We start from the raw sequence: 23,069 nt of genomic DNA, 5'->3' as shown, positions 1-23,069 counted from the left end.
CCGGATCCTTAAAGGAGAGTGTTTTTTGCGAAAAAAGTTCGGTCTCCTCGAAAGGAACCTTAAAGGCTGTCAGCCGTTCTTTCCAAAAGGGGATGGCCCTTTGGCAACACTAAATCCAATATGCGTGGCCAGGCCAGTTCCGTTTTGTCCTGCACCTATGCCTTCCCAGGGGAAAAACGTCAGGATCGTGCCCGGTGTCCCTGATTCATTACCATAATAAAAATGGTAGGTGCCCGGGTCATCGAAATTGACGGTTTTTTTTACCAGGCGCAGTCCCAGTACCTTGGTATAAAAATCAAGGTTTCTTTTTGCATCATTTGCGATGGCTGTTATGTGGTGTAATCCTAATACTTGATGGTCATTCATAATTCATAATTTTTTTGATACTGCAAAGTTACACCGGGGTTATACCCTTTAAAATAACCTAGGTTAAGTATGGTCCTCAGCAAACTTAATCTAGGTTAAGATACCTTTAGTATTGTTATTTTGGAGAAAGGCCATACCGGATTTTTCCCTCGCAGGCAGCAATTTGCTTACGAGTAAATTACCGAATGCTGAAGGCTTCATTTCCCAAAAGTTACATCAATACGCCACATATATATATTTATATGCCGTTGTTGATTATTATACGAAATTTACGACTTATTGTTAAACCTAGTTTCAGTCCCACTAAAACTTAACAGGATATAGGCGGGCGTTACGCGAATAATAAGGAACTATTGCGAAGAAGTGCTGATAATTGAGTTACCAACCTGCAGGGACTATTCAAATACAACAAATAACAACAAACAATCATCATCAACCTCCCGATTATATTGCGGGTAACCGATTGATTTTATAGTATTATAGCATGCCATCTATTATATAATTATTAATAATATATATGACAATCGATTGCAATTTCAGAATATTGATTACCTTTCCTTAAAATTAATCATTTGTCATGAAACGATTCTGCATTAAACTTAGTGTATTATCCATCCTTTTAGCCATGGCTGCTGTTTCTAATGGCCAGGTTTTCAAGGATCCTTCCAAATCAGTCAACGAGCGGGTTAATGATTTTATATCCAAACTAACGCTTAAGGAAAAAGTTGATCAATTAATGAACAGTACACCAGCGATTCCAAGGCTGGGTGTGCCAGCTTATAACTGGTGGAACGAGGCGTTGCATGGACTGGGACGTTCCGGCGTAGCGACGATTTTTCCCCAGGCCATCGGGGAGGCGGCTACTTTTGATCCGGTTTTATTAAAACAAATTTCTACAGCCATCGGTAAAGAGGCCAGGGCACAATTTAATATCAATCGTAAAAACGGTTATGAGATCCAATACGGCGGTTTATCATTTTGGAGTCCTAATATAAATATATTCAGGGACCCCAGATGGGGCAGGGGCCAAGAAACCTATGGAGAGGATCCATATCTGACCTCTCAGATGGGTGTTGCTTTTGTAGAAGGACTGCAAGGAGACGACCCCGAGCACCTGATGGCAGCAGCCTGTGCCAAACACTACGCCATTCATAGTGGCCCGGAAAGGCTGCGGCATGAATTTGATGCAAAGGTCAGTCTGCAGGATATGCGTCAAACCTATTTTCCGGCTTTTCATGCGCTGGCGGAAGCCGGCGTGGAATCTTTTATGTCTGCCTATAACCGCGTGAATGGTGAGGCCTGCAGTGCCAGTGGTTTTTTGATTGATACTGTACTTAGAGGCTGGTGGGGTTTTAAAGGACACATTGTATCCGACTGTGATGCGGTAGAAGATCTTTATAAGGGTCATCATATTGTAAATACTGCGGCCCAGGCGGCAGCCCTGGCTATTAATAAAGGCCTGGATCTGAACTGCGGAACAACTTATTATGCGCTGGTAGATGCAATAAAACAGGGATTAACGTCGGAGGCCAAAGTAGATAGCGCCCTGGCTGCGGTAACACGTACAAGGATCAAATTAGGTCTATTAGATCCAGTGGGCAGCAATCCTTATGACAAAATAACTCCAGATGAACTTAATAGTGATTCACACCGGGCATTAGCCCGTAAAGCCGCAGTAGAATCTGTGGTCATGTTGAAAAATAAGGCCAATACATTGCCATTATCCAACCATCTTAAAAAGTATTACATCACTGGCCCCAACGCCACTAATATGGAAGCGCTGATAGGCAATTACTATGGTGTAAATAATCAGATGAGTACCATTCTTGAGGGAATCGCAGGCCATATAGCCAAAGGCAGTCAACTGCAATACCGCAAAGGTATTTTAATGGACCGGCCCAATGACAATCCAATAGACTGGACAACAGGCGATGCGCAACAGGCCGAAGCCATTTTTGTCGTATTAGGTATCGATGGAACCTTGGAAGGTGAAGAGGGAGAAGCCATCGCTTCTAAGCATTTTGGAGACCGGCTCGATTATAATATTCCACAAAATCAGGTGGATTTTCTAAAAAAACTAAGAAAGGGTTATCAGGGCAAGATCGTAACCATCGTCACAGGTGGCAGCCCGATGAACCTAAAAACAGTCGATTCGCTCTCTGATGCATTACTCATGGTCTGGTATCCGGGAGAAGAGGGCGGCAATGCCGTAGCGGATATTATCTTTGGTAAAGTCTCTCCTTCCGGCAAACTACCTGTGACCTTCCCCATGTCTTTGGACGATTTACCGCCTTATCAGGATTATGCCATGAAAGGTCGTACATATAGATATATGGATAAGACGCCCATGTATCCTTTTGGATTTGGACTCAGCTATGCAGCTATTGTTTATCAGGATTTAAAGGCTGACCATAGCACTTTTAAAAACCCAGAGGATAAAATTACCATCACCGCTACGCTGCAAAATAAAAGTCAGGTGGCCAGCGACGAAGTCGTGCAACTATATGTAAGCGTACCCAAACAGGATTTTGAGACGCCAAAATATACCCTTAGGCATTTTAAACGGATACATCTTGAGCAAGGTGAAACTAAAAAGATAAGTTTCACGCTGGGGGCAGACGATCTGATGGTTTATGACGATGAAGGGAAAGCAGTAATGCCCAATGGTAAATTTACGGTATATGTCGGCGGCAGTGCGCCCATCTCGCGTGCTCAGCAATTAGGTGCGCCCGCCATGAGCAAATTGATTATTGACGTAAAGTAAATGATCCGATATTTTGGGAATTAATTAAAGGTGATGTGCTTAGTATGTGCCGCCTTATTGTGACTACTTGTCACTCCTTGTCTCACAAGGGAGGTTCACATGCTACTGGTTGTACTATCATGCATTAATGACTCCGATTTTTGATTGGATATTTTTCTACAATTAAAACAACACTGATGCGTATAAATTCTTTGTTATCGTTTTCTGTCTCCCTACTGCTCACTGCGTGTCTGAGTAGTTGCGGCAATCCCGCTGCCACCACTAAAAGCGCCTCCAAAAACAGCGCTACTAATAAGGGAGCGCACCGCAATACCCAAAAGGGGCTGAAGGATTATTATAAGGATTATTTTCCGATCGGCGTAGCGGTGAACAGCCATAATATTCATGGGGCTGAACAGCGGTTGATATTACAGGAATTTAATAGCATTACCCCAGAAAACGATATGAAGATGGGGCCGATCCATCCCAGGCAGAATAGGTATAATTTTGGCCCGACAGATAGTATTGTTGCTTTTGCAAGGGCCCATCATTTAAAAGTCAGGGGACATAATCTTTGCTGGCATGAACAAGCACCGGGCTGGCTTTTTAAGGACGGCAACGGCGCAACGGTAACAAAAGACAGCTTATTTGCCCGTTTGCGCAGTCATATTCAGACAGTGGTCACGCGCTATCATAAAGATATTTATGCCTGGGACGTGGTCAATGAAGCGATTAGCGATAATCCTGCAGAACTACTCAGAAAGAGCCCTTGGCTCAAGATCTGTGGTCCTTCTTTTATTGACAGCGCCTTTTGGTATGCCCATAGGGCGGATCCTAAAGCTGAACTTTATTATAATGATTACAACGTGGTATTTCCGGAGAAGGCAAAGCGCATTTATACTTTGCTGAAAGGGTTAAAAAAGCGTGGAGTGCCCATAACGGGCATCGGCATCCAGGCCCATTGGTCCATTTATCAGCCTACAGAACAGGCGCTTAGAAATGCCCTGGATCTGTTTAAAAGCCTGGGTTTAAAAATTCAGATTACAGAACTGGACGTCTCTGTATTTCCATGGGAGAAAAACAAAAGAGCATTAGAGAATAAGGATCATATTGTTTACAAGGGAGCGGTAGAGGATAAGCAAACTGCCTTTTATAAAATGATCTTTAAAGTATTCAGAGAATATAAGGGTACGATTACCAGTGTTACTTTTTGGAATGTTTCTGATAAAGACAGCTGGCTGAACTATTATCCCGTGGCAGGACGTAATAACTACCCCTTATTGTTTGACCGCTCTTTGCAAAGGAAGCCGGCCTATCAGGGGGTCACTGATTTTTAAAAAGAGATGCAATTACTTAATCTAATAACGCAACGCTGGTAAAATATTATTGAATATGAAAAGTCATTGGATAAACACAACAATAAGAGTAATGGCAAAAGTAATCTGCGTAAAAATGGGTAACAAAGGTATATACTTGCTTATTGCCTTTATGTGCTGGGGCAGTTCCTATAGTTTTGGTCAGCAGCAGGTGATTAGCTTTAGCAGTGATCAGCAGCAGGCAAGTGTCGCCTTTGCCCTGGCAGGCCAAGGTCAGGTTGCGCCTATTGTTTTGGCAGAAGATGATTGGAAGGGTGTTCAGATAGCAGCAGACAACCTAAGTCAGGATTTTAAAAGAGTAACCGGTACACCGGCGACGCTGCTGAAGATGCAGGATAATGCTATTGGTAATAACAGTAGTCATACAGCTATTATTGTTGGGACCATTGGCCATAGCTCGGTGATTGATCAATTGATTAAAAATGGGAAGATACAGGTAGATCAGGTGGCTGGTAAATGGGAGGCAACGCTGATGCGTGTTGTGGCGCATCCGTTCCCAGGCATAGAACAGGCGCTCGTGATTGCAGGAAGTGATAAGCGGGGCACGATTTATGGCATTTATGAGATTTCCAGACAAATCGGGGTTTCTCCCTGGTATTACTGGGGGGATGTGCCTGTTGTCCATCAACAAAATATATACTGTCTGGATCGAACCATGGTGCTGGCATCTCCAAAAGTCAAATACAGGGGCATTTTCTTAAATGACGAAGCGCCAGCCTTGTCAGGGTGGGTTCATGAACAGTTTGGGGGCTTTAATCATAAATTTTACACGAAAGTTTTTGAGCTGTTATTAAGGTTAAAAGCCAATTACCTTTGGCCGGCCATGTGGGGCAATGCCTTTAATGATGATGATACTTTAAATCCAGTGCTGGCGGATCAGTATGGCATCGTCATGGGGACTTCCCATCATGAGCCCATGCTGCGCGCCCAACAGGAATGGAAAAGATATGGCAAAGGCGAATGGAATTATCAGGAAAACCAAAAGGTATTACAGGATTTCTGGAAAAAGGGGATTCAGCACATGGGTAGCCATGAAAGTATTGTAACAGTCGGTATGCGTGGTGATGGAGATATGCCGATGACCGAAGGCAGCAATATTGCATTGCTGGAAAAAATTATTAAGGATCAAAGGCAGATCATAACCAGTGTAACTGGAAAACCTGCCAGCAAGACACCGCAGCTCTGGGCACTCTATAAAGAAGTACAGGAGTATTATGATAAAGGCATGCGGGTGCCCGATGATATAACGCTTTTGCTTTGTGATGATAACTGGGGAAATCTCAGAAAGCTGCCGGCCTTAAATGCTAAATATAGATCCGGTGGATATGGGATTTATTATCATTTTGACTACGTGGGAGATCCCAGAAATTATAAATGGATCAATACCAATACGATTGAGAGGACCTGGGAGCAAATGCACCTGGCATATAGTTATGGGGTCGATCAGATCTGGATTGTCAATGTAGGTGATCTAAAACCGATGGAATTCCCGATTTCGTTTTTTCTGGATTATGCCCGTAATCCAGAAGCCATTAACTATGACGACCTGCCGGCCTATACAACCAATTGGGCTAAGCAGCAGTTTGGAGAAACCTTCGCTCAGCCAATAGCTGATATTATTCATCTTTATACCAAATACAATGCACGGGTAAAGCCAGAGCTCCTTAATAGCAGGACGTACAGCCTTAAAAATTATAATGAATGGAACAGGGTGGTTGATGCGTATAATGCGCTGGCGCAAAAAAGCAGGGCCATTTATGATAAACTTCCAGAAGCTTATAAGGCTGCTTATTTTGAGCTGGTAGATTTTCAGGTGGCAGCCAGTGCGAATTTGTACCGGCTTTACCGGGCACAGGCGTTAAATCATCTATATGCCGACCAACACAGATCTGTGACCAATCAATTCGCAGATAGCGTCCGGTATTATTACCTGCAGGATAGCCTGCTTACATACCGGTATAATAAGATAAATGCAGGCGGAAAATGGAATCATTTTATGGATCAAACCCATATCGGCTATACTTATTGGCAGCAGCCCGAGCATAACAGCCTGCCTGCTGTCCGGGAAATCACGCTGCAGGGTAAAGCAATACTTGGCATTGATGGCCCGGATACGCTTTATCTAAATCAGGTACCCACCTCGGATAACACTACACCTCCTGGTCAGATCACGTTGTACGCAATGGGAAACCAGCCGGCCGATTATGCGGTGAAAGTTGCCAACGAAAAACTGCTCAGCCTGGACGCTCAAAAAGGAATAGTTAAAACCGCAGCAGCCGGTCGGGCGATTCACCTTAAGGTTGATTGGACGAAAATTTCCACTAAACAGGTGACTGCCATTGATATTAAAGGCAGTGGTGGCGTGCATAAAAAAATAACGGTGGTATTAAGTCCGGTAGATATTCGTCAGTTGCCACACGGGGCGTATATTCAAGGTAAAGACCTTGTCAGTATAGATGCGCTGGGCTATACCAGTGACAGCTTAAAATTTGGTCAGGGCATTCGCTGGACGGCCTTAAAGGGCTTTGGTAAAACAGCGGGCGGCGTTACGCCCATGCCGGTAAACTTTACGCCCCTTAAAATGAGCCGGGAAAATCCCAGTATCAGCTACCGGTTTTATACCCTTGATTCCGGGGATGCGCATATCCGGTTTTATCTTTCACCTACTTTAAATATCTGGCATACGGAGGGACTTAAATTTGCCTATGCTATTGACGCACAGGCGCCTGTAGTTGTTAATATCAACAAGGGATTTGAATCGGAAAATCTCTGGAGAAAAGAAGTGGCAGCCAGTATTAGGAAGATTGCAGACAAGGTAAGTATTAAGAACGCCGGCTTACATACCCTGACCATCTGGGCAATTTCTCCTGGTGTAGTCATTCAAAAGATGGAACTGGATTTTGGGAAAGAAAAGCAAAGTTTTCTGGGAGCACCCATTTCCTATTATAATCCTTAGAGATCAGATAGGGCGAGGTAAGGATTAGCAATGGTAAAGGGTGTGAAAATTGGAATTGGAGTTGGAATTTGAATTTGAATAGGAAAGGATTGAAGAAATTTATAAATAATCATATTTAAGCCTTTAGATGATGTTTAAAAAAATTGTGGGCAGTCTGCTATTATTACTGCCTGGTTTATTATTGCAGGCGCAATTAAAGCTTCCTGCATTATGTAGTAATGGAATGGTATTACAGAGCCATCAGGCAGTTCCTGTATGGGGATGGGCGAGCAGCGGCAGCAGGGTCAAGGTGGAATTTAAAGGCCACAGCTATGCCTCCAAGGCGGGCGCAGACGGCCGCTGGACAATAGCGCTCCCGGCCTTGGCTCCTGGAGGGCCTTATGAGATGAAAATTACCAGCGGAAAGGAAGCTATAATACTTAAGGATATACTGGTCGGAGAAGTTTGGGTTTGTAGCGGCCAGTCCAATATGGAACATGATCTAACCAGTGTAACAGAAAAGTATCCATCCTTGCTTGCAGATAGCAGTTACCCCCGTATCCGGCAATTTAAAGTACCGACTGCTTATAATTTTAAAAAACCCGAAATTAGTTACCAGTCAGGAAGCTGGCTTGCTGCCACTCATGAAAATATAGGCAGTTTTACGGCAGTTGGTTTTTTCTTTGCCCGCAGGCTCCATCAGCAAACCCGTGAGGCCGTTGGCATCATCAATATCAGTTTAGGGGGCTCTCCGATAGAGGCATGGTTACCCGAGGCTGTCGTGAAAAAGTACCCAAAGGATAACAATATACTTCAAAAATATAAAAGTGACAGCCTGATTGCTGCAATAGAAAAAAACGACCAGACAAAGGCTGCCGCCTGGGGAAAAGCATTAAATGACAAGGACCAGGGCGAAAGGCAAGGATGGCAACAAATTTCCATCAATAGCCCGGAAATCAAAAATTGGGCAACCATGTCTGTACCCGGTTATTGGGCGGATCAAGGCCTCGGTTATATGAACGGCGTCGTTTGGCTCAAAAAAAAGGTAGTACTGCAGCAGATTACTGAAAAAACAGTCAGGCTTGTTTTGGGCAGAATGGTAGACGCGGATTCTGTTTTTGTAAACGGAAGCTATGTAGGCAATACGACTTATTTATACCCCAGAAGAAGATATGATTTTTCAGGTGACCTGTTAAAACCAGGCATAAATACCATTACTATCCGGTTGGTTAATCAGTCGGGCAAAGGCGGCTTTGTACCGGATAAGCCCTATGCGTTAGTTTTAGGAAAGGACACGGTGTCGCTTGCCGGCCGTTGGAAATACAAAGTTGGAGGGGTGGTCGAGCCTGCCCCGGGTCAGACTTTTATCCGGTGGGGTCCCGCTGGGTTATATAACGCGATGCTGGCACCTGCGTTTTCTTACGCAGTCAAAGGCTTTATTTGGTATCAGGGCGAGTCCAATGCGGACAATGCCAGTGAATATGGAGGAAAGCTTACCGCATTATTGGAAGCTGTCAGGCAGGGATGGGGTCATCAGTACTTACCTTTTTTGGTCGTTCAATTGCCAAATTTTATGCAGCAGAGCTTTGACCCCAATAAATATAGCGGCTGGGCAAAACTTCGCCAACAGCAGCAAACGATTCTTCAGTACCCACGTACAGATATGGCTGTGACAATAGATCTGGGGGAATGGAATGATGTGCATCCTTATAATAAGCGACCCGTGGGGGAAAGACTTTTTATGCTGGCAGAAGATATGTGCTACGGAGGGCAAAATCAAAATGCGCCAGTCTTTAGTCCAATGCATCATAGCCCGATTGCGGATAAGGCTACCTGTCAAGGAGATACAGTATACATTGAATTTAAGCCGGATCAGTTGTTACAGATCAGAACCGGTGATCAAAAGCTGCGACGTTTTGCCCTGGCGGGTGCAGATGGGAAGTACAAATGGGCGACGGCAGGCATCCAGGCAAACGGGAAAACGGTCTGGGTCTATAGCCAGAACATAAAAAATCCCAAGGTTGTCCGGTATGCATGGAGTGATAACCCTATCAGCGCCAATCTTGAAAACAAGGCTGGATTACCGGCGGCTCCTTTTGAGTTACAGGTGACACACTGAGTTGACACGTTTAGCGGGCGTCCTGATTCGCAAATCTGAGCGCACTTTTGGCACTTTTAATAATGAGGTATTCTTCGAATGGCGTAGCGCTTTGGTTAAATAGAATTACACACATCTGGAAGGGGCTATTATTTAAGGGCATGCCAGATGTATGTTAGTCATGCGCCAAACTGGTTTCAGATTTGAATTGACGCAGGCTATTTTGTAATTGAATAATAACCAATTTTAAATGCATAAACTGCTGCTGGTATAAATCTCAACTGGACGTTATTATACATGAGGGACAAATCCTTATCAATGGTGGTCACGGTTGCCGTGTTCAGGTTATTTAGTTCACAGAAATAAAACAGGCTTTTGAGCTCTATGGGTCTTGTGATAAACCTGTTGGACCATTTTATTTCCAGACACCACGTGGCTTTTTGTTTTAGCGTATCAATGGCCACCATATCAACTTCTCCCTCTGTCTGGCCTACCTTCCACCTTGCATACCTTAATGAATCATTTTTTTCGTGCATCCATTGTGCATAAATAGCGGTTTCAACCATCAGACCCATTTCGTCATCTGTATAATCAATCGGAGAAAACATAGCACTTCTTATGGAAGTATTGGTGAGATAAATTTTAAAGAATGTAATTCTTTTAAATCTTGATGACTTTTCATGGATCTTGTTAACGACTTTAATAAGGAATGCCGCTTCTAAATATTCAAGATATTTTTAATGATATTTTTTTCAATGCCGCTTTCCTGAGAAATTCTTTCTAAAGAGAACTCCTTTCCGGTATTGTAGGCCAGATAGGCAAAGAATCGATTCATCTCTTGCACATCTCTAATACCATATAAACTGGGCAAGTCACGAAGTAATACTTTGTCAATTATATCCCCTTTGATATATTTAGACATATTTTCTCTTATCGTTTCGGAGAATATAACTTCTGGATAACCTCCAAAATTGATATAGTTCAAAAATTGGCCATTCAATTCTTTGATGTCCGTAACCTTGAAAGCTTCATTTTCCAGTGAAATTAGATCTTCCTTATGCTGAAGCGTCAAAAATTCCTGAAAGGTAAGCGGAGGTAGCATAAATTCTGTGAACCTTCCGGCACCACTTTCGGTACTTTTGATTTTTAGAGCGGCGGCTGCGGAGCCCGAGACAATAAATTTTACCTGGGGGTAACTATCTACCATAATCTTTAGGTGTCTTTCCCAGTCCTTCAAATATTGAATCTCGTCAAAAAAAACGAATAATGGATCTGTTTTTGCCCCAGAGGCCTTCCCTCCCAGCTGAAATAGCTCCTCTAGCCCAATGGAGGTATAAATAGGATTGTTAAGCCCGACATACAAAATGTTTTTAGCGGGGATTGCAACGCTAAGCAGCGCATGGATAACATGGTGCAATAATACTGTTTTCCCAACCCGATGGCCCCCCATTAAAACCACCGCTCTTTTTAAATCCCTGTTTTTGACAATAGGCAACAGTTGGTGTATATATAATCTCCGGGGTAGTTTTTGTATATCGGAGTTGATGGCTTTTGTTTGCCACCAAGGGTTTTCATATCGCAAATGCCCCATAATTTTTCCAATTGGAATAGTGGTGGAATATGGCATAAAATGGCTTATTTGTACAAAAACATTCAAATAAGGGGTAGAAAAAATGCTTATTTCAATGAATTTGTAAGAATAAGGATAAAATAAAAAATTTTACCCCTTAATTTAACGGTTGGTAGCTGAGCCCTGAAACAACATTAGATGATTCAACTGCCAGCTAGCTACGGGTCAAAGATACACTACACAGATGAACTATTTGTGTGGCCGGGTCGTCTTTGCCTTTTTGCGGACAGACGATTCTCTAAGAATAATCTCTGTTGGGATTACAATGGTATGATCTTTCACGTTTTTATTCTTGCGGCGCAATTTAATTTGTTCTATTAAGGTTTTGGCGGCCATTTCGCCCATTAAAAACCCGGGATAGTCAATGGTAGAGAGTTTAGGGGTGATCAGGTCACTCAGCATATCATTGTTAAACCCAAAGACCGCAATATCCTGCGGGATATTAATATCCTTATTGCGCAGGATTTCCATACAGACGGCGGCTGCAAAGTCACTGGGAATAAAAAAGGCGTCTGGTTTTTGCTCCAGCATTTCGGTTACCGCCTGGGTAGTCTCTGCTTTATTCAGCCCGCAGACTTTGACCAGATCCTTATTGAATTTGATCTTATGATCTTTTAAGGCCTTTTGGTAGCCTTTAAAACGGTCCATATATACATTAAGATCCATGTCGCCGGTTATATGGGCAATTCTTTTGCAACCCTGTGAGATCAGGTGATTGGTTGCGTCATAGCCTCCCTGAAAATTATCGATCACCACTTTGGTGCAATCTGCGCTCTGCAAGACCCGGTCAAAGAAGACCAGTGGCATTTCTCTTTCAAAAAGTGGGGTAAAATGCGCTGTATCGTGAGAATGCATGGCCAGCGATACAATAATCCCGTCTACTCTTTTGTTGATCAGGTTTTTAACATTTGCCTTTTCCCTTTCAGCAGTCTCAGCGGAGTGTGTAATCAGGATATCGAAGTTTTCCGGCGTGGTAACCTTCTCAATACCAGCTAGTACGGAGGTTGCAAAATAACTATTGACCTCATGCAGGATGACGCCAATTGTCTTAGTCTGCTGTTTTCTGAGGTTGGCGGCAATGGTATTATGCCGATAGCCTAGTTCCTTGGCAAGCTGGTGAACTTTTTCTCTGGTTTTCTTATTGATCCGCGGATTGTCATTTAAAGCCCTGCTAACAGTTGTGGCAGAGACGCCAAGACGTTCGGCGAGATCATAAATGGTTATTTCTTTTTGCATAGTTCCGACAAATTTATCTCAAAAATTTAAAAATAAATTGCAATCGATTGCAACTTTTGAAAAAATAATCCTACTTTAGCTCTGACAACTTCCCTGAGGGCAGACAAATGTTAAATCGGGTTTGGGCAGGGAGGGTATTTATTAAAATTCTAAAACAGAGTATGCTTTTACTGGGAATCGATTTAGGGACTTCATCCATAAAAGTGTCCGTTGTAGACGCTGCCACGAGAAAAGCGGTGGCGTCTACTTCTTATCCCACAGATACAGAGCGGGAAATCCAGAGTCCACAACATGGATGGGCTGAACAGGATCCAGAGCTTTGGTGGAGTGATGTGCAAAATGCCATTCAGGCGCTCACAAAAGCGGGCACCTTTAACCCTGCTGATATTCAGGCCATAGGGATTACCTATCAGATGCACGGTCTTGTGGTGGTGGATAAGGCCGGCAAAGTACTCAGGCCTTCTATCATTTGGTGTGACGGCAGAGCCATTGATATAGGTAATGCGGCAAAAAAGCAATTAAGCGAAAGTTACTGCTTAACCCAGTTGCTTAATTTTCCGGGCAATTTTACCTCCTCTAAACTAGGCTGGGTAAAGGCGCATGAACCTGAAGTCTACCATCAGACTTATAAAATGATGTTGCCGGGTGATTTTATAGCCTTAAGACTCACCGGAAATATTACGGCCAGTCCTTCTATGTTATCCGAAGGCGTTTTCTGGGATTTTAAAAAGGAAGAGATTTCTGAGGCATTATTAACGGCCATGGACCTGGATAAGGGTTTACTGCCTGAAACGCAACCTGTTTTCTCGGTACATGGAAAGCTTAAGGCGGACATAGCACAACACCTGGGCCTAGAACCCGGCATTCCAATTAGTTACAAGGCAGGAGATCAACCCAATAATGCACTTTCCCTGGGTGTCTTAGAGCCTGGTGAGATCGCAACCACGGCTGGCACCAGTGGTGTGATCTATGCGGTGACGGACCAAAGGTATTTTGATCCACTTTCCCGGGTAAACAGTTTTGCCCATGTCAATCATGGCAAAGATCATCGGAGAATCGGCATATTACTATGCATCAATGGCACCGGCATCAGTAACCGTTGGATCAAACAAATGACGGATCCCGGGCTTTCCTACGGCGCAATGGATGATAAGGCCTATGCAACAGCTGTGGGGGCAGAGGGCCTTTTATTTTTACCTTTCGGTAATGGTGCGGAAAGGGTGCTTTGCAATGCGTTTATTGGGGCGCATATGGAAAATATTGACTTTAATCTACATCAACGGGCACATATGTACCGGGCTGTGCATGAAGGAATCGCGTTTTCTTTCAGATATGGACTTGATATCATGCGGGAAGGGGGCACAGCGGCTAAGGTTGTAAAAGCAGGTAAAGCCAATATGTTTTTAAACAAAACCTTTATCCAGGCCTTTGTTAATGTCACCGGACTGACGCTGGAACTCTATAATACGGATGGAAGTGTGGGTGCTGCATTAGGAGCCGGCATCGGCCAGGGATTTTACGCAACGCCGGGCGAGGCTTTTGAAAAGCTGGAAAAGTTAGCCGTATATGAGCCGGATCCTGCCTTAGTTACACAATATGAAACTATTTATCAGCAGTGGAAAGCATTGCTGGATACAAAGCTTGAAAAAAATAATATTCATTCATAATCAAAAATCAAATTAGATATGTCAATTATTACTGGAGACAAAACGTTCTTCAAAGGCATCGAGCAAATTCAGTTTGAAGGCCGTGAATCAAAAAATCCACTGGCATTCAGGTGGTATGAAGCAGATAGAGTTGTGGCGGGTAAGCCCATGAAAGATTGGTTACGTTTTGCCTGTGCTTACTGGCATTCTTTCAATGGGGATGGTTCTGATCCATTTGGGGGCAGAACCCATTTCTTTCCCTGGGATGAAAGTGCGGATCCTTTGCTGCGTGCCAAGGATAAAATGGATGCCGCTTTTGAATTTATGACAAAGGTCAACCTGCCTTTTTATTGCTTTCATGACGTGGATCTGATTGATCACACAAATGACGTCGCAGAAAATGAAAAGCGTATGGCTTTTATTACGGATTATGCTAAGGAAAAACAAGCTGCCAGTGGTATTGAACTGCTATGGGGAACGGCAAACCTATTCTCCCATGTCCGTTATATGAATGGAGCAGCAACCAATCCTGATTTTCATGTACTGGCCCATGGTGGGGCACAGGTAAAATCCGCCTTGGATGCTACCATTAAGCTAGGTGGTTCCAATTATGTATTCTGGGGTGGTAGAGAAGGTTATATGACTTTACTCAACACGGATATGAAAAGAGAACAGGAACACCTGGCTAAGTTTCTGCATGTGGCCAAAGATTATGCTCGCGCTCAGGGCTTTACAGGGACTTTTTTAATTGAGCCTAAGCCATGTGAGCCTACCAAACATCAATATGATTATGATGCGGCCACTGTTATTGGGTTTTTGGAACATTTTGGCCTGCAAAATGACTTCAAACTAAATCTGGAAGTAAATCATGCGACGCTGGCTGGACATACCTTCCAACATGAAGTCCAGGTGGCTGCTCAGGCAGGACTATTAGGTTCTATGGATGCCAACAGGGGCGATTATCAAAACGGCTGGGATACTGACCAGTTCCCGACAAATGTCAATGAACTGGCAGAAACGATGCTGATTCTCTTAGAAGCAGGTGGTCTTAATAAGGGTGGAATCAACTTTGATGCGAAAATCAGAAGAAACTCAACAGATCCGGCAGATCTTTTCTATGCGCATATCGGAGGAATGGATACTTTTGCCAGAGCCCTCATCGTAGCTGATGATATCCTGCAACATTCTGATTACAAAAAACTCCGCCAAGAACGTTATGCTTCCTATGACAGTGGTGCCGGTGCTGATTTTGAGGCAGGCAAATTGGATTTGGTTGCCTTGCGCGATTATGCAGCAGCTAATGGCGAGCCTAAAATGACCAGTGGACAACAGGAATTATATGAAAATATCATTAATCAATATATATAATCATTCAAGCAGTAGCATTTTCTTAATACATCCTTTTTAAGTTTTAAACCAAACAATAAAACCATAAAATATGGCTTTCATAAATACAGGTGGATCCACAGGCGCAGGTATACAAAAAGGGAACAAATTCTATATTGTTCTTTTGACCCTGGTGGCTACTTTTGGCGGGCTTCTATTTGGGTATGATACGGCAGTGGTAAATGGTGCAGAAAAATCCCTGGTGGATTTTTATATCACACCCATGCTGGATCCGGCTAATTATACGGCGCTGACCCATCCGATCATTACCCAGTACAGGATCCTTATGGTGGTCGTACTTTTAGTGGTAGCGGTCATTATTTCTGTTCAAATGTTGAAGCTGCTGGGCAAACAAAGAGGTGGCATATTTACCGCCGTTGTATTGATTGCCTGGGCGGTGTGGAGCTGGTCTTTTATTGGGGAGAGCGTTCCAAAGGACAGTGTTGCTGTTCAGGGAATGGCAGACACGATAAAGGGCTTTGTGATTGCCAGTGCTTTGGTCGGATGTATTGTTGGTGGCGCCTTGGCTGGCATGGTCTCTAAAAGCCTCGGCCGTAAAAACGGGCTGTTTATCTCTGCTATATGCTTCATTTTGTCAGCTATCGGCGCTTGGAGACCGGAGCTGTTTAATGTTTTTGGCACCTTGGATGTGTTTTCTTTTGTGATATACAGAATCATCGGGGGAATTGGTGTGGGGCTTGCCTCCATGATTTCTCCGATGTATATCGCAGAAATAGCACCGGCAAAGACCCGCGGCAAACTCGTTTCTTTTAACCAGTTTGCCATTATCTTCGGTATGCTGGTCATTTATTTTGTGAATTACCGGATTGCGGCGCAAGGCGATGAGGCATGGTTAACGGCTACAGGCTGGCGCCTGATGTTCCTGTCTGGTGTTGTGCCAGCCGGACTGTTTTTATCCTGTTATTCTTTATTCCGGAAACACCGCGTTTTCTGGCTTTAAAGGGCAAAGAACAGGAAGCTTTGAAAGTGCTGGAAAAAATTGGCGGAAAGGATGAGGCGCCTGGTGTACTCAGTGCCATTAAAGGAACACTTAAAGATCATAGTCGCCCTTGGCTTTCCTATGGTTCACTGATTATTATTATCGGCATTTTGTTATCGGTATTCCAACAGTTCGTCGGTATTAATGTGGTGCTATATTATGCAGGAAATATCTTTCGTAATATGGGTTCTTCTACAGACGCATCCTTATTGCAAACCATCATTGTTGGGGTCGTCAATTTATTATTTACAGTACTGGCCATCTTTACGGTAGATAAATTTGGGCGTAAACCGCTGATGATTATTGGCTCTTTGGGGATGGCTGTCAGTATGATCGCCCTGGGATTGTCTTTCTATTTTAACAGTGTCGGCATGGGGGCTCTGATTTTTATGCTGATTTATACCGCCGCCTTTGCCATGAGCTGGGGCCCGGTTTGTTGGGTATTATTATCCGAGATCTTCCCTAATTCCATTAGAGGAGCCATGTCTATCGCGGTAGCCATACAGTGGATCGCCAACTGGGTCGTGTCGTTTACCTTCCCAATGATGAATGACAATATTGCACTGGTGGATAAATTCCATCATGGTTTTGCCTATTGGGTTTATGGCGTCATGTCGATTCTGTCTGCATTATTTGTCTGGCGCCTGGTGCCAGAAACAAAAGGACGTAGTCTGGAGGAGATTGAGCTGTTCTGGAAAAAGAAACATTGATTCGATTGCTTGCCATTATTACTGGTTTGAATTGGGGCACAACATAAGAAATAGACTAAGATCACATAATATTGGATTCATAAAAGAAAATCCAAGCAAATTTATGCATATAATCTCCATGAATGAGGGGGCCTCTAAAAATATTAGGGCTGTAAATTAATAATTCTTACCTTTTAAATCGCTCATATTGTGTTATATCAAACGAACAAAATAAGGGATTTGCAATTTAGAATGAGTTACTATAACGACGAGAAGGCTTATGAAGCATTATATGCCATCTTGTTTGATGACCTCTACCGGTTTGCCTTTTCTATAATAAAGTGTAAGGAGAATGCAGAGGAAATCGTTTCAGATGTTTTTGTCAAACTTTGGAAAAAAAAAGATCAATTGTCGCATGTCAAAGATTTGCGGCTGTACCTATTCACGGCGACAAAAAACTATGCGCTAAATTATATTGTAAAGCAATCAAAATGGGCATTGACGAATTATGATCGTGAAGATAATAGTGAATGTAAATGGAATTGCAGTGACAGTAGCCCAGAAGAAATTTATATCTCTAATGAAACGGAGAGTATGGTCAATAAAGCGATCGAGACTTTACCACCTCAATGTCGAGAAATTTTTAGAATGGTAAGAGTAGACGGATTACAATATAAGGATGTAGCAAGCGCTTTAAATATCTCTAAGTTTACCGTTCGAAATCAAATCGTTATCGCGTCCAGACGAATTTCTAAGACGCTCAGCTGTTATTTATAAATCAGCCACTTTTTTTTGGGACAAAAATATATTGTCAAAATGACAAAAGATTGAAAGTGGATGAAATTAGGTGCAAAATTTAGTCCTTGTATACCACCAATGAAAGGTGTAACATATTGAATGGGTAGTTTTATTATCAAGACAGAAGGTAAAACATATTATTTTATAAGCTATTATTTAAATATATGAAAAAGAATATTGTATATAAACGAATCTGTTTTTTAGGCGCTGCACTATTGTTCTGTGCCAGTACCTTTGGCCAGAAATTTCATAGCGATAATGGGGATGGGACTTATACGAATCCCATTATTGCGGCGGATTTTCCAGATCCGGATGTTATCCGGGTTGGGGACACCTATTACATGGTGACAACCACCATGTTTATTTTTCCCGGGGTGACTGTTCTGAAATCACATGACCTTGTAAACTGGGAATATTGCAGCAATGCGGTCCCAAGATTTGACTATGGTAAATGTTATGATTTAGAGGGTTGCAACCGATATGGCCATGGCCAGTGGGCAACCAGTATGAAGTATCATAATGGGAAGTTTTACCTTTTGTTTATCACCCTGAATGAAGGCGGTTTTATTTGTAGTGCGGATAAGGCGGAAGGGCCTTGGAAAATAAGGCATTTGTCAAAAGGATTTTATGATCCGGGGCTGTTTTTTGACACAGATGGCAAAATTTATGTTGCCCATGGATACGGTAAAATTTATATTACCGCATTGAATAAAGATTTTTCGCCGGCCGGGAATGACTCATTAGTGTATACCGGGGATATCAGAGGCGGGTTAGAAGGAACGCATGTTTATAAAATTGGCGATTTTTATTATCTGTATAGTACTTATGGTGGACGCGATGGTATTCAGGTAGCACTTCGGTCCAAAGATATTTATGGGCCTTATACGGAAAAGGTGGTGATCAGCGATAAAGTTAAAGGGGCGACTTTTGGAGTACACCAGGGTGCCTTGATACAGGTTAATAAAGATGAGTGGTGGACCATGCTTTTTGTTGACAGCGGCCCGTTAGGCCGATTCCCTTCTTTACAACCTGTTACATGGATAGATGGATGGCCAATTGTTGGAAATGACGGCCATGGTGTGATAACTTATAAGAAGCCGAATGTAGGTGCCAAGTATCCAGTTACCACGTTGCCTACTTCTGATAAGTTTGACAGCAAGGTGCTTGGTATGCAGTGGGGCTGGAACCATAATCCTGATACTGCTAAATGGTCGTTAACAGAGAGGCATGGTTACCTGCGGCTTAAGACTGTTCGGGTTTGTGATAGCTTACCAAAAGCTGTGAATACCCTTACCCAAAGGATATTTTGCAAATATGACGGGACTAAACCGACTTACTGTACGACCAAATTGGATGTTCGAAATATGAAGGATGGGGATATTGCCGGACTTGCTGTCTTTCAGATGCCTTATGGTTACATTGGTGTAAGAGTAAGCGGTAATCAGAAGTATTTAATTATGGTCAATGATGGAGAAGTTATTGATTCTGTTTTATTAAAAGGGGATATTGTCAGGCTCCGGACCATCGTTTCAAATACGAAATCAACTGCGGATTTTGAATATAGCTTTGACCATGTAAAATTTACAAAGCTTGGAAACGCTTTGAATATGAAATTTAATCTAAAAATATTTACGGGCAATAAAGTATGTTTATTTAATTATCCTACCAAACAACCCGGCGGCTATGTTGATTTTGATGAGTTAATCATGAACTAAAATTTTAAAAAAATATTGCTATGATGCATTTTAAAAAGCTAAGTGCCATATTATTACTGGCGGGTATATTACCTTGTATGAGCGTATTTGCCCAATCTACGCCCAGCATGGCTGTCAACCTGGATAAAGTCGGCCACGAGGTAAGTCCAATGCTTTATGGGTTAATGACCGAAGAAATCAATTATGCCTATGATGGCGGCATCTACGCCGAAATAATCAGAAACAGATCGTTTCAGGACGACAGAAATAATCCGGTGCACTGGTCATTATTTTCTGAGAAGCAGGGTGGCACGATAAAACTGGATCATAAAACATTTTTAAATAGGAATAATCCGGTCTCTCTGATGCTGGATGTACCTGTTTCCGAAAATATTACAGGCATTGCAAACGACGGCTTTTGGGGCGTTCCTGTAAAACCGGCGACGGTATATAAGGGCTTCTTTTATGCCAAGGCCGATTTTGACGGGGACCATCGCTTTTCTGTAAGTATAAGAGGCGATAGTGCTGATCCAACGGTTTATGCGACTGCTATTGTTAAGAAATCAGGTGCGGATTGGAATAAATATAGCTTTGAACTTACGACGAAACAGGATATTAAACCGACCTCAAACGCCAGATTTGTGATTACAACAGCGCAGAAGGGCAGGTACTGGTTTAGTGTAACTTCCTTATTCCCGCCTACTTTTAGGAACACGCCCAATGGTAATCGTCCGGATATCATGCAGCTCCTGAGTGACATGAAACCTGCTTTTTTAAGATTACCTGGCGGCAATTTTTTAGAGGGCGGCAAATTTAGCTCCAGGTATGATTGGAAGAAGACTTTAGGACCCTTAGAAAACCGACCGGGGCATATGGGTACCTGGGGCTACCGGGCCTCTGACGGCATGGGTCTGTTGGAATACCTAAGATGGTGCGAGGATCTGAATATGGAACCGTTATTGGCCGTCTTTGCCGGCTATACACTGGGTGGAGATCATCTGGAAGGTGCCTACTTACAGCCATTTATTGATGAAGCATTGGACGAAATTGAATATGTAATTGGAGATGTAAATACAAAATGGGGCGCCCAAAGGGCTAAAGACGGACATCCAAAAGCATTTCCATTACGATACATTGAAATTGGCAACGAAGATTTCTTTGATCGTTCAGGTAGCTATAAAGAGAGGTTTGCCCAATTTTACAAGGCGATTAAAACGAAGTATCCTCAAATGACGATCATTTCAACCTCCGGAAAAGAATTCGATGTTCCGGGTGGAAAAGCTGACATGATAGATGACCATTATTACAGGAATGCTTCTGAAATGGAAGGGATGAGCACACAGTACGATGATTATGACCGAAACGGCCCTAAAGTTATCGTGGGAGAATGGGCAACAAGGGAAGGTAGCCCAACTCCGAACTTTAATGCCGCATTAGGCGACGCTGCCTGGTTAACAGGGTTGGAACGTAATTCTGACGTAGTGCTGATGTCTTGCTATGCGCCGTTATTTGTGAATGTTAATCCTGGCGGGATGCAGTGGAAATCTGATTTAATCGGATATAATGCATTGAACAGCTACGGGTCGCCTTCCTATTATGTACAAAAGATGTTCAGTAATCATTTGGGCGATAAATATGTTCCTATACAAGCAGAAAATATCCCGACGCAGTTTGAAACCCTGAATGAAAAAGATATTGCCTCAGGTAGAAAGCCGAGAAAGATTCCAGCTATGTTTTATGTTGCAACCAAGGACAGCAAGAAAAAATTGCTGTATCTTAAATTAGTCAATACGCAGAACAAAGCACAAAAGGTTAATATTGATATCACCGGAACTGAACAAATATTGCCTGCTGCGACATTGGTAGAACTCAGTGCAATGTATCCTGAAGCGACTAATTCAATTAAGGAACCAACAAATATTGTTCCTGTAAAATCGGATATCAGGATAAACGGAAATGCGTTTACACGGGAACTGCCTGCGTATTCAATAGCTGTTATAGTATTAAAAATCAAGTAAAGGGCTTTTGTGAGAATTGATATTATAGTGGAGCGCAGCGAAAAGCCTGATTTAGTAAATTTCAATATTTAATTATGCAATCAGAAATAAGGTCTCAAACAAGGTTCTTATTGACAGTAGGGTTATTCGTTTTGGTCGGTGCCCATTGTTTTGGCCAAAATCCAATTATCAGGAGCGCTTTTTCTGCAGATCCTACTGCAAGAGTTTTCGGAGACAGCGTATATCTTTATCCATCACATGATATCCTTGCAACGGCGGATCGTGGAAGGGTCGGATGGTTTTGTATGGCGGATTACCATGTATACGCATCAGTGAGGCTCACGGACTGGAAGGATAAGGGCGTCGTGGTAAGTCAGTATAATGTACCCTGGGCAGATACCGCAGCTTACAGCATGTGGGCACCGGATTGCATATACAGGGATGGGAAATACTATTTTTATTTCCCTACGAAAGCGAGGGATACGACGTATGGGAGAGGATTCTCCATCGGTGTAGCCATCGCAGATAAGCCATATGGACCTTTTAAGCCCCTGGAAACGCCCATTATCGGTGTTCATGGTATAGACCCGAATGTTTTCATAGATACTGACGGACAGGCCTATTTATACTGGGCCGAAGGCGAAATTTATGTCGCCAAACTTAAACGCAATATGGTGGAACTCGCTTCCCCGCCACAAGTAATCGCCCATTTGCCCAATAAAGGTTTGAAGGAAGGGCCTTATTTGTTTAAAAGGGCGGATAAATACTACCTGACCTATCCCCATGTCGCAAATAAAACGGAAAGGCTGGAGTATGCCGTTAGTGATCATCCGATGGGTCCATTTAAGGTGGATGGGGTTATTATGGAGGCCAATGCCCATTGTTGGACCAATCATCAGTCCATCATTAAATATAAAGGGCAATGGTATTTATTTTATCATTCAAACGACTATTCGCCTGATTTTGATAAAGCCAGATCAGTTCGTGTCGACAGTCTGTTTTTTGACACTGATGGCTCCATTAAAGAAGTAATACCTACATTAAGAGGTGTAGGTATTACTGACGGAAAAAGCGAAATTCAGATCGATAGATATTCTGCTATTAGCAGCCTTGGCACCAGCGTTTCGTTTTTGGATACGGCTGACAGATTTGAAGGTTGGAAGACGACGCTGGGCGTTGGAGCTGCAGAAGGTTGGATTCAATATAATTCGGTTGATTTTGGAAAGTCAAATTTAACATCGTTGATCGCCCGGGTTAAATCGACAACCGGAGGAAAATTGCAGGTGCATCTGGACGGGGTAGCCGGCCCGGTCATTGCTGAAATCAGGATTCCGGCTACTGAAGGGTGGAAAACAGTTACGGCGACCGTAGCACACTTTGTTCCAGGTGTCCATAATATTGTGGTGACCAGTTCGGGTAAGGCGGTTACCGAGCTTGACTGGCTGCAATTTAAATAATGAGTGGTCATGTACGGG

Annotated in this window: 16 protein-coding genes; 12 read left to right on the top strand and 4 right to left on the bottom strand. The window is 43.0% G+C overall.

Features of this window, described 5'->3' with window-relative positions; translation table 11 throughout:
* Positions 1-69: 69 nt before the first annotated feature.
* Complete coding sequence (locus FSB73_RS24565) at positions 70-366, bottom strand: VOC family protein (protein WP_225974630.1); 297 nt, start codon at positions 364-366, stop codon at positions 70-72.
* A 577-nt stretch (positions 367-943) separates the two neighbouring features.
* On the opposite strand from FSB73_RS24565, the gene FSB73_RS08235 reads away from it, so the two are divergent.
* The 4 genes from FSB73_RS08235 to FSB73_RS08220 all read left to right on the top strand — a co-directional run bounded on the left by FSB73_RS08235 (position 944) and on the right by FSB73_RS08220 (position 9,539).
* Positions 944-3,130 carry a glycoside hydrolase family 3 C-terminal domain-containing protein gene (locus FSB73_RS08235; protein WP_146781027.1) on the top strand — a complete coding sequence of 729 codons (2,187 nt, stop codon included), beginning with the start codon at positions 944-946 and terminating at the stop codon, positions 3,128-3,130.
* Positions 3,131-3,306: 176 nt separating this feature from the next.
* On the top strand, positions 3,307-4,446 hold the full coding sequence (locus FSB73_RS08230) for an endo-1,4-beta-xylanase (RefSeq protein WP_146781026.1): 1,140 nt from the start codon (positions 3,307-3,309) through the stop codon (positions 4,444-4,446).
* A gap of 55 nt (positions 4,447-4,501) precedes the next feature.
* Positions 4,502-7,441: a glycosyl hydrolase 115 family protein gene (locus tag FSB73_RS08225; RefSeq protein ID WP_225974629.1), complete on the top strand. Its 2,940-nt coding sequence runs from the start codon at positions 4,502-4,504 to the stop codon at positions 7,439-7,441.
* Positions 7,442-7,568: 127 nt separating this feature from the next.
* On the top strand, positions 7,569-9,539 hold the full coding sequence (locus FSB73_RS08220) for a sialate O-acetylesterase (RefSeq protein WP_146781025.1): 1,971 nt from the start codon (positions 7,569-7,571) through the stop codon (positions 9,537-9,539).
* Between the two features lie 197 nt (positions 9,540-9,736).
* Here FSB73_RS08220 and FSB73_RS24560 read toward each other — a convergent pair whose 3' ends face one another.
* The 3 genes from FSB73_RS24560 to FSB73_RS08210 form a co-directional block, all read right to left on the bottom strand.
* The gene (locus FSB73_RS24560; protein ID WP_394344844.1) at positions 9,737-10,204 is read right to left on the bottom strand and encodes a hypothetical protein; all 468 of its coding nucleotides are present in this window, start codon (positions 10,202-10,204) and stop codon (positions 9,737-9,739) included.
* A gap of 32 nt (positions 10,205-10,236) precedes the next feature.
* A complete protein-coding gene (locus FSB73_RS24555) occupies positions 10,237-11,109 on the bottom strand; it encodes an ATP-binding protein (RefSeq protein ID WP_225974627.1) in 873 nt (290 codons plus the stop codon).
* Between the two features lie 228 nt (positions 11,110-11,337).
* Entirely contained in the window at positions 11,338-12,384 is a 1,047-nt protein-coding gene (locus FSB73_RS08210) for a LacI family DNA-binding transcriptional regulator (RefSeq protein WP_146781024.1), read from the bottom strand.
* Positions 12,385-12,545: 161 nt separating this feature from the next.
* Between FSB73_RS08210 and FSB73_RS08205 the strand changes: the two genes are divergently transcribed.
* The 8 genes from FSB73_RS08205 to FSB73_RS08170 all read left to right on the top strand — a co-directional run bounded on the left by FSB73_RS08205 (position 12,546) and on the right by FSB73_RS08170 (position 23,051).
* Entirely contained in the window at positions 12,546-14,051 is a 1,506-nt protein-coding gene (locus FSB73_RS08205; RefSeq protein WP_146781023.1) for a xylulokinase, read from the top strand.
* A gap of 18 nt (positions 14,052-14,069) precedes the next feature.
* Positions 14,070-15,398 carry a xylose isomerase gene (xylA, locus tag FSB73_RS08200; protein WP_146781022.1) on the top strand — a complete coding sequence of 443 codons (1,329 nt, stop codon included), beginning with the start codon at positions 14,070-14,072 and terminating at the stop codon, positions 15,396-15,398.
* 70 nt (positions 15,399-15,468) lie between these two features.
* Positions 15,469-16,377 (top strand): MFS transporter, encoded by a 909-nt coding sequence (locus tag FSB73_RS26515; RefSeq protein ID WP_146781021.1) that lies wholly within the window; start codon positions 15,469-15,471, stop codon positions 16,375-16,377.
* Positions 16,266-17,126 (top strand): sugar porter family MFS transporter, encoded by an 861-nt coding sequence (locus tag FSB73_RS26510; protein ID WP_146781020.1) that lies wholly within the window; start codon positions 16,266-16,268, stop codon positions 17,124-17,126. Before FSB73_RS26515 ends, FSB73_RS26510 begins: the two co-directional genes overlap by 112 nt.
* A gap of 189 nt (positions 17,127-17,315) precedes the next feature.
* Entirely contained in the window at positions 17,316-17,882 is a 567-nt protein-coding gene (locus FSB73_RS08185; protein ID WP_146781019.1) for an RNA polymerase sigma-70 factor, read from the top strand.
* 185 nt (positions 17,883-18,067) lie between these two features.
* Positions 18,068-19,618, top strand: a complete 1,551-nt coding sequence (locus tag FSB73_RS08180) for a glycoside hydrolase family 43 protein (RefSeq protein ID WP_146781018.1) — start codon at positions 18,068-18,070, stop codon at positions 19,616-19,618.
* A gap of 20 nt (positions 19,619-19,638) precedes the next feature.
* Positions 19,639-21,615: an alpha-L-arabinofuranosidase C-terminal domain-containing protein gene (locus FSB73_RS08175; protein ID WP_225974626.1), complete on the top strand. Its 1,977-nt coding sequence runs from the start codon at positions 19,639-19,641 to the stop codon at positions 21,613-21,615.
* A gap of 74 nt (positions 21,616-21,689) precedes the next feature.
* Positions 21,690-23,051: a family 43 glycosylhydrolase gene (locus FSB73_RS08170; RefSeq protein ID WP_192904099.1), complete on the top strand. Its 1,362-nt coding sequence runs from the start codon at positions 21,690-21,692 to the stop codon at positions 23,049-23,051.
* Positions 23,052-23,069 lie beyond the last annotated feature (18 nt).

This window comes from Arachidicoccus ginsenosidivorans, from assembly GCF_007971385.1.
Taxonomy (GTDB): domain Bacteria; phylum Bacteroidota; class Bacteroidia; order Chitinophagales; family Chitinophagaceae; genus Arachidicoccus; species Arachidicoccus ginsenosidivorans.
This window is presented reverse-complemented; position numbering and strand designations above follow the sequence as displayed.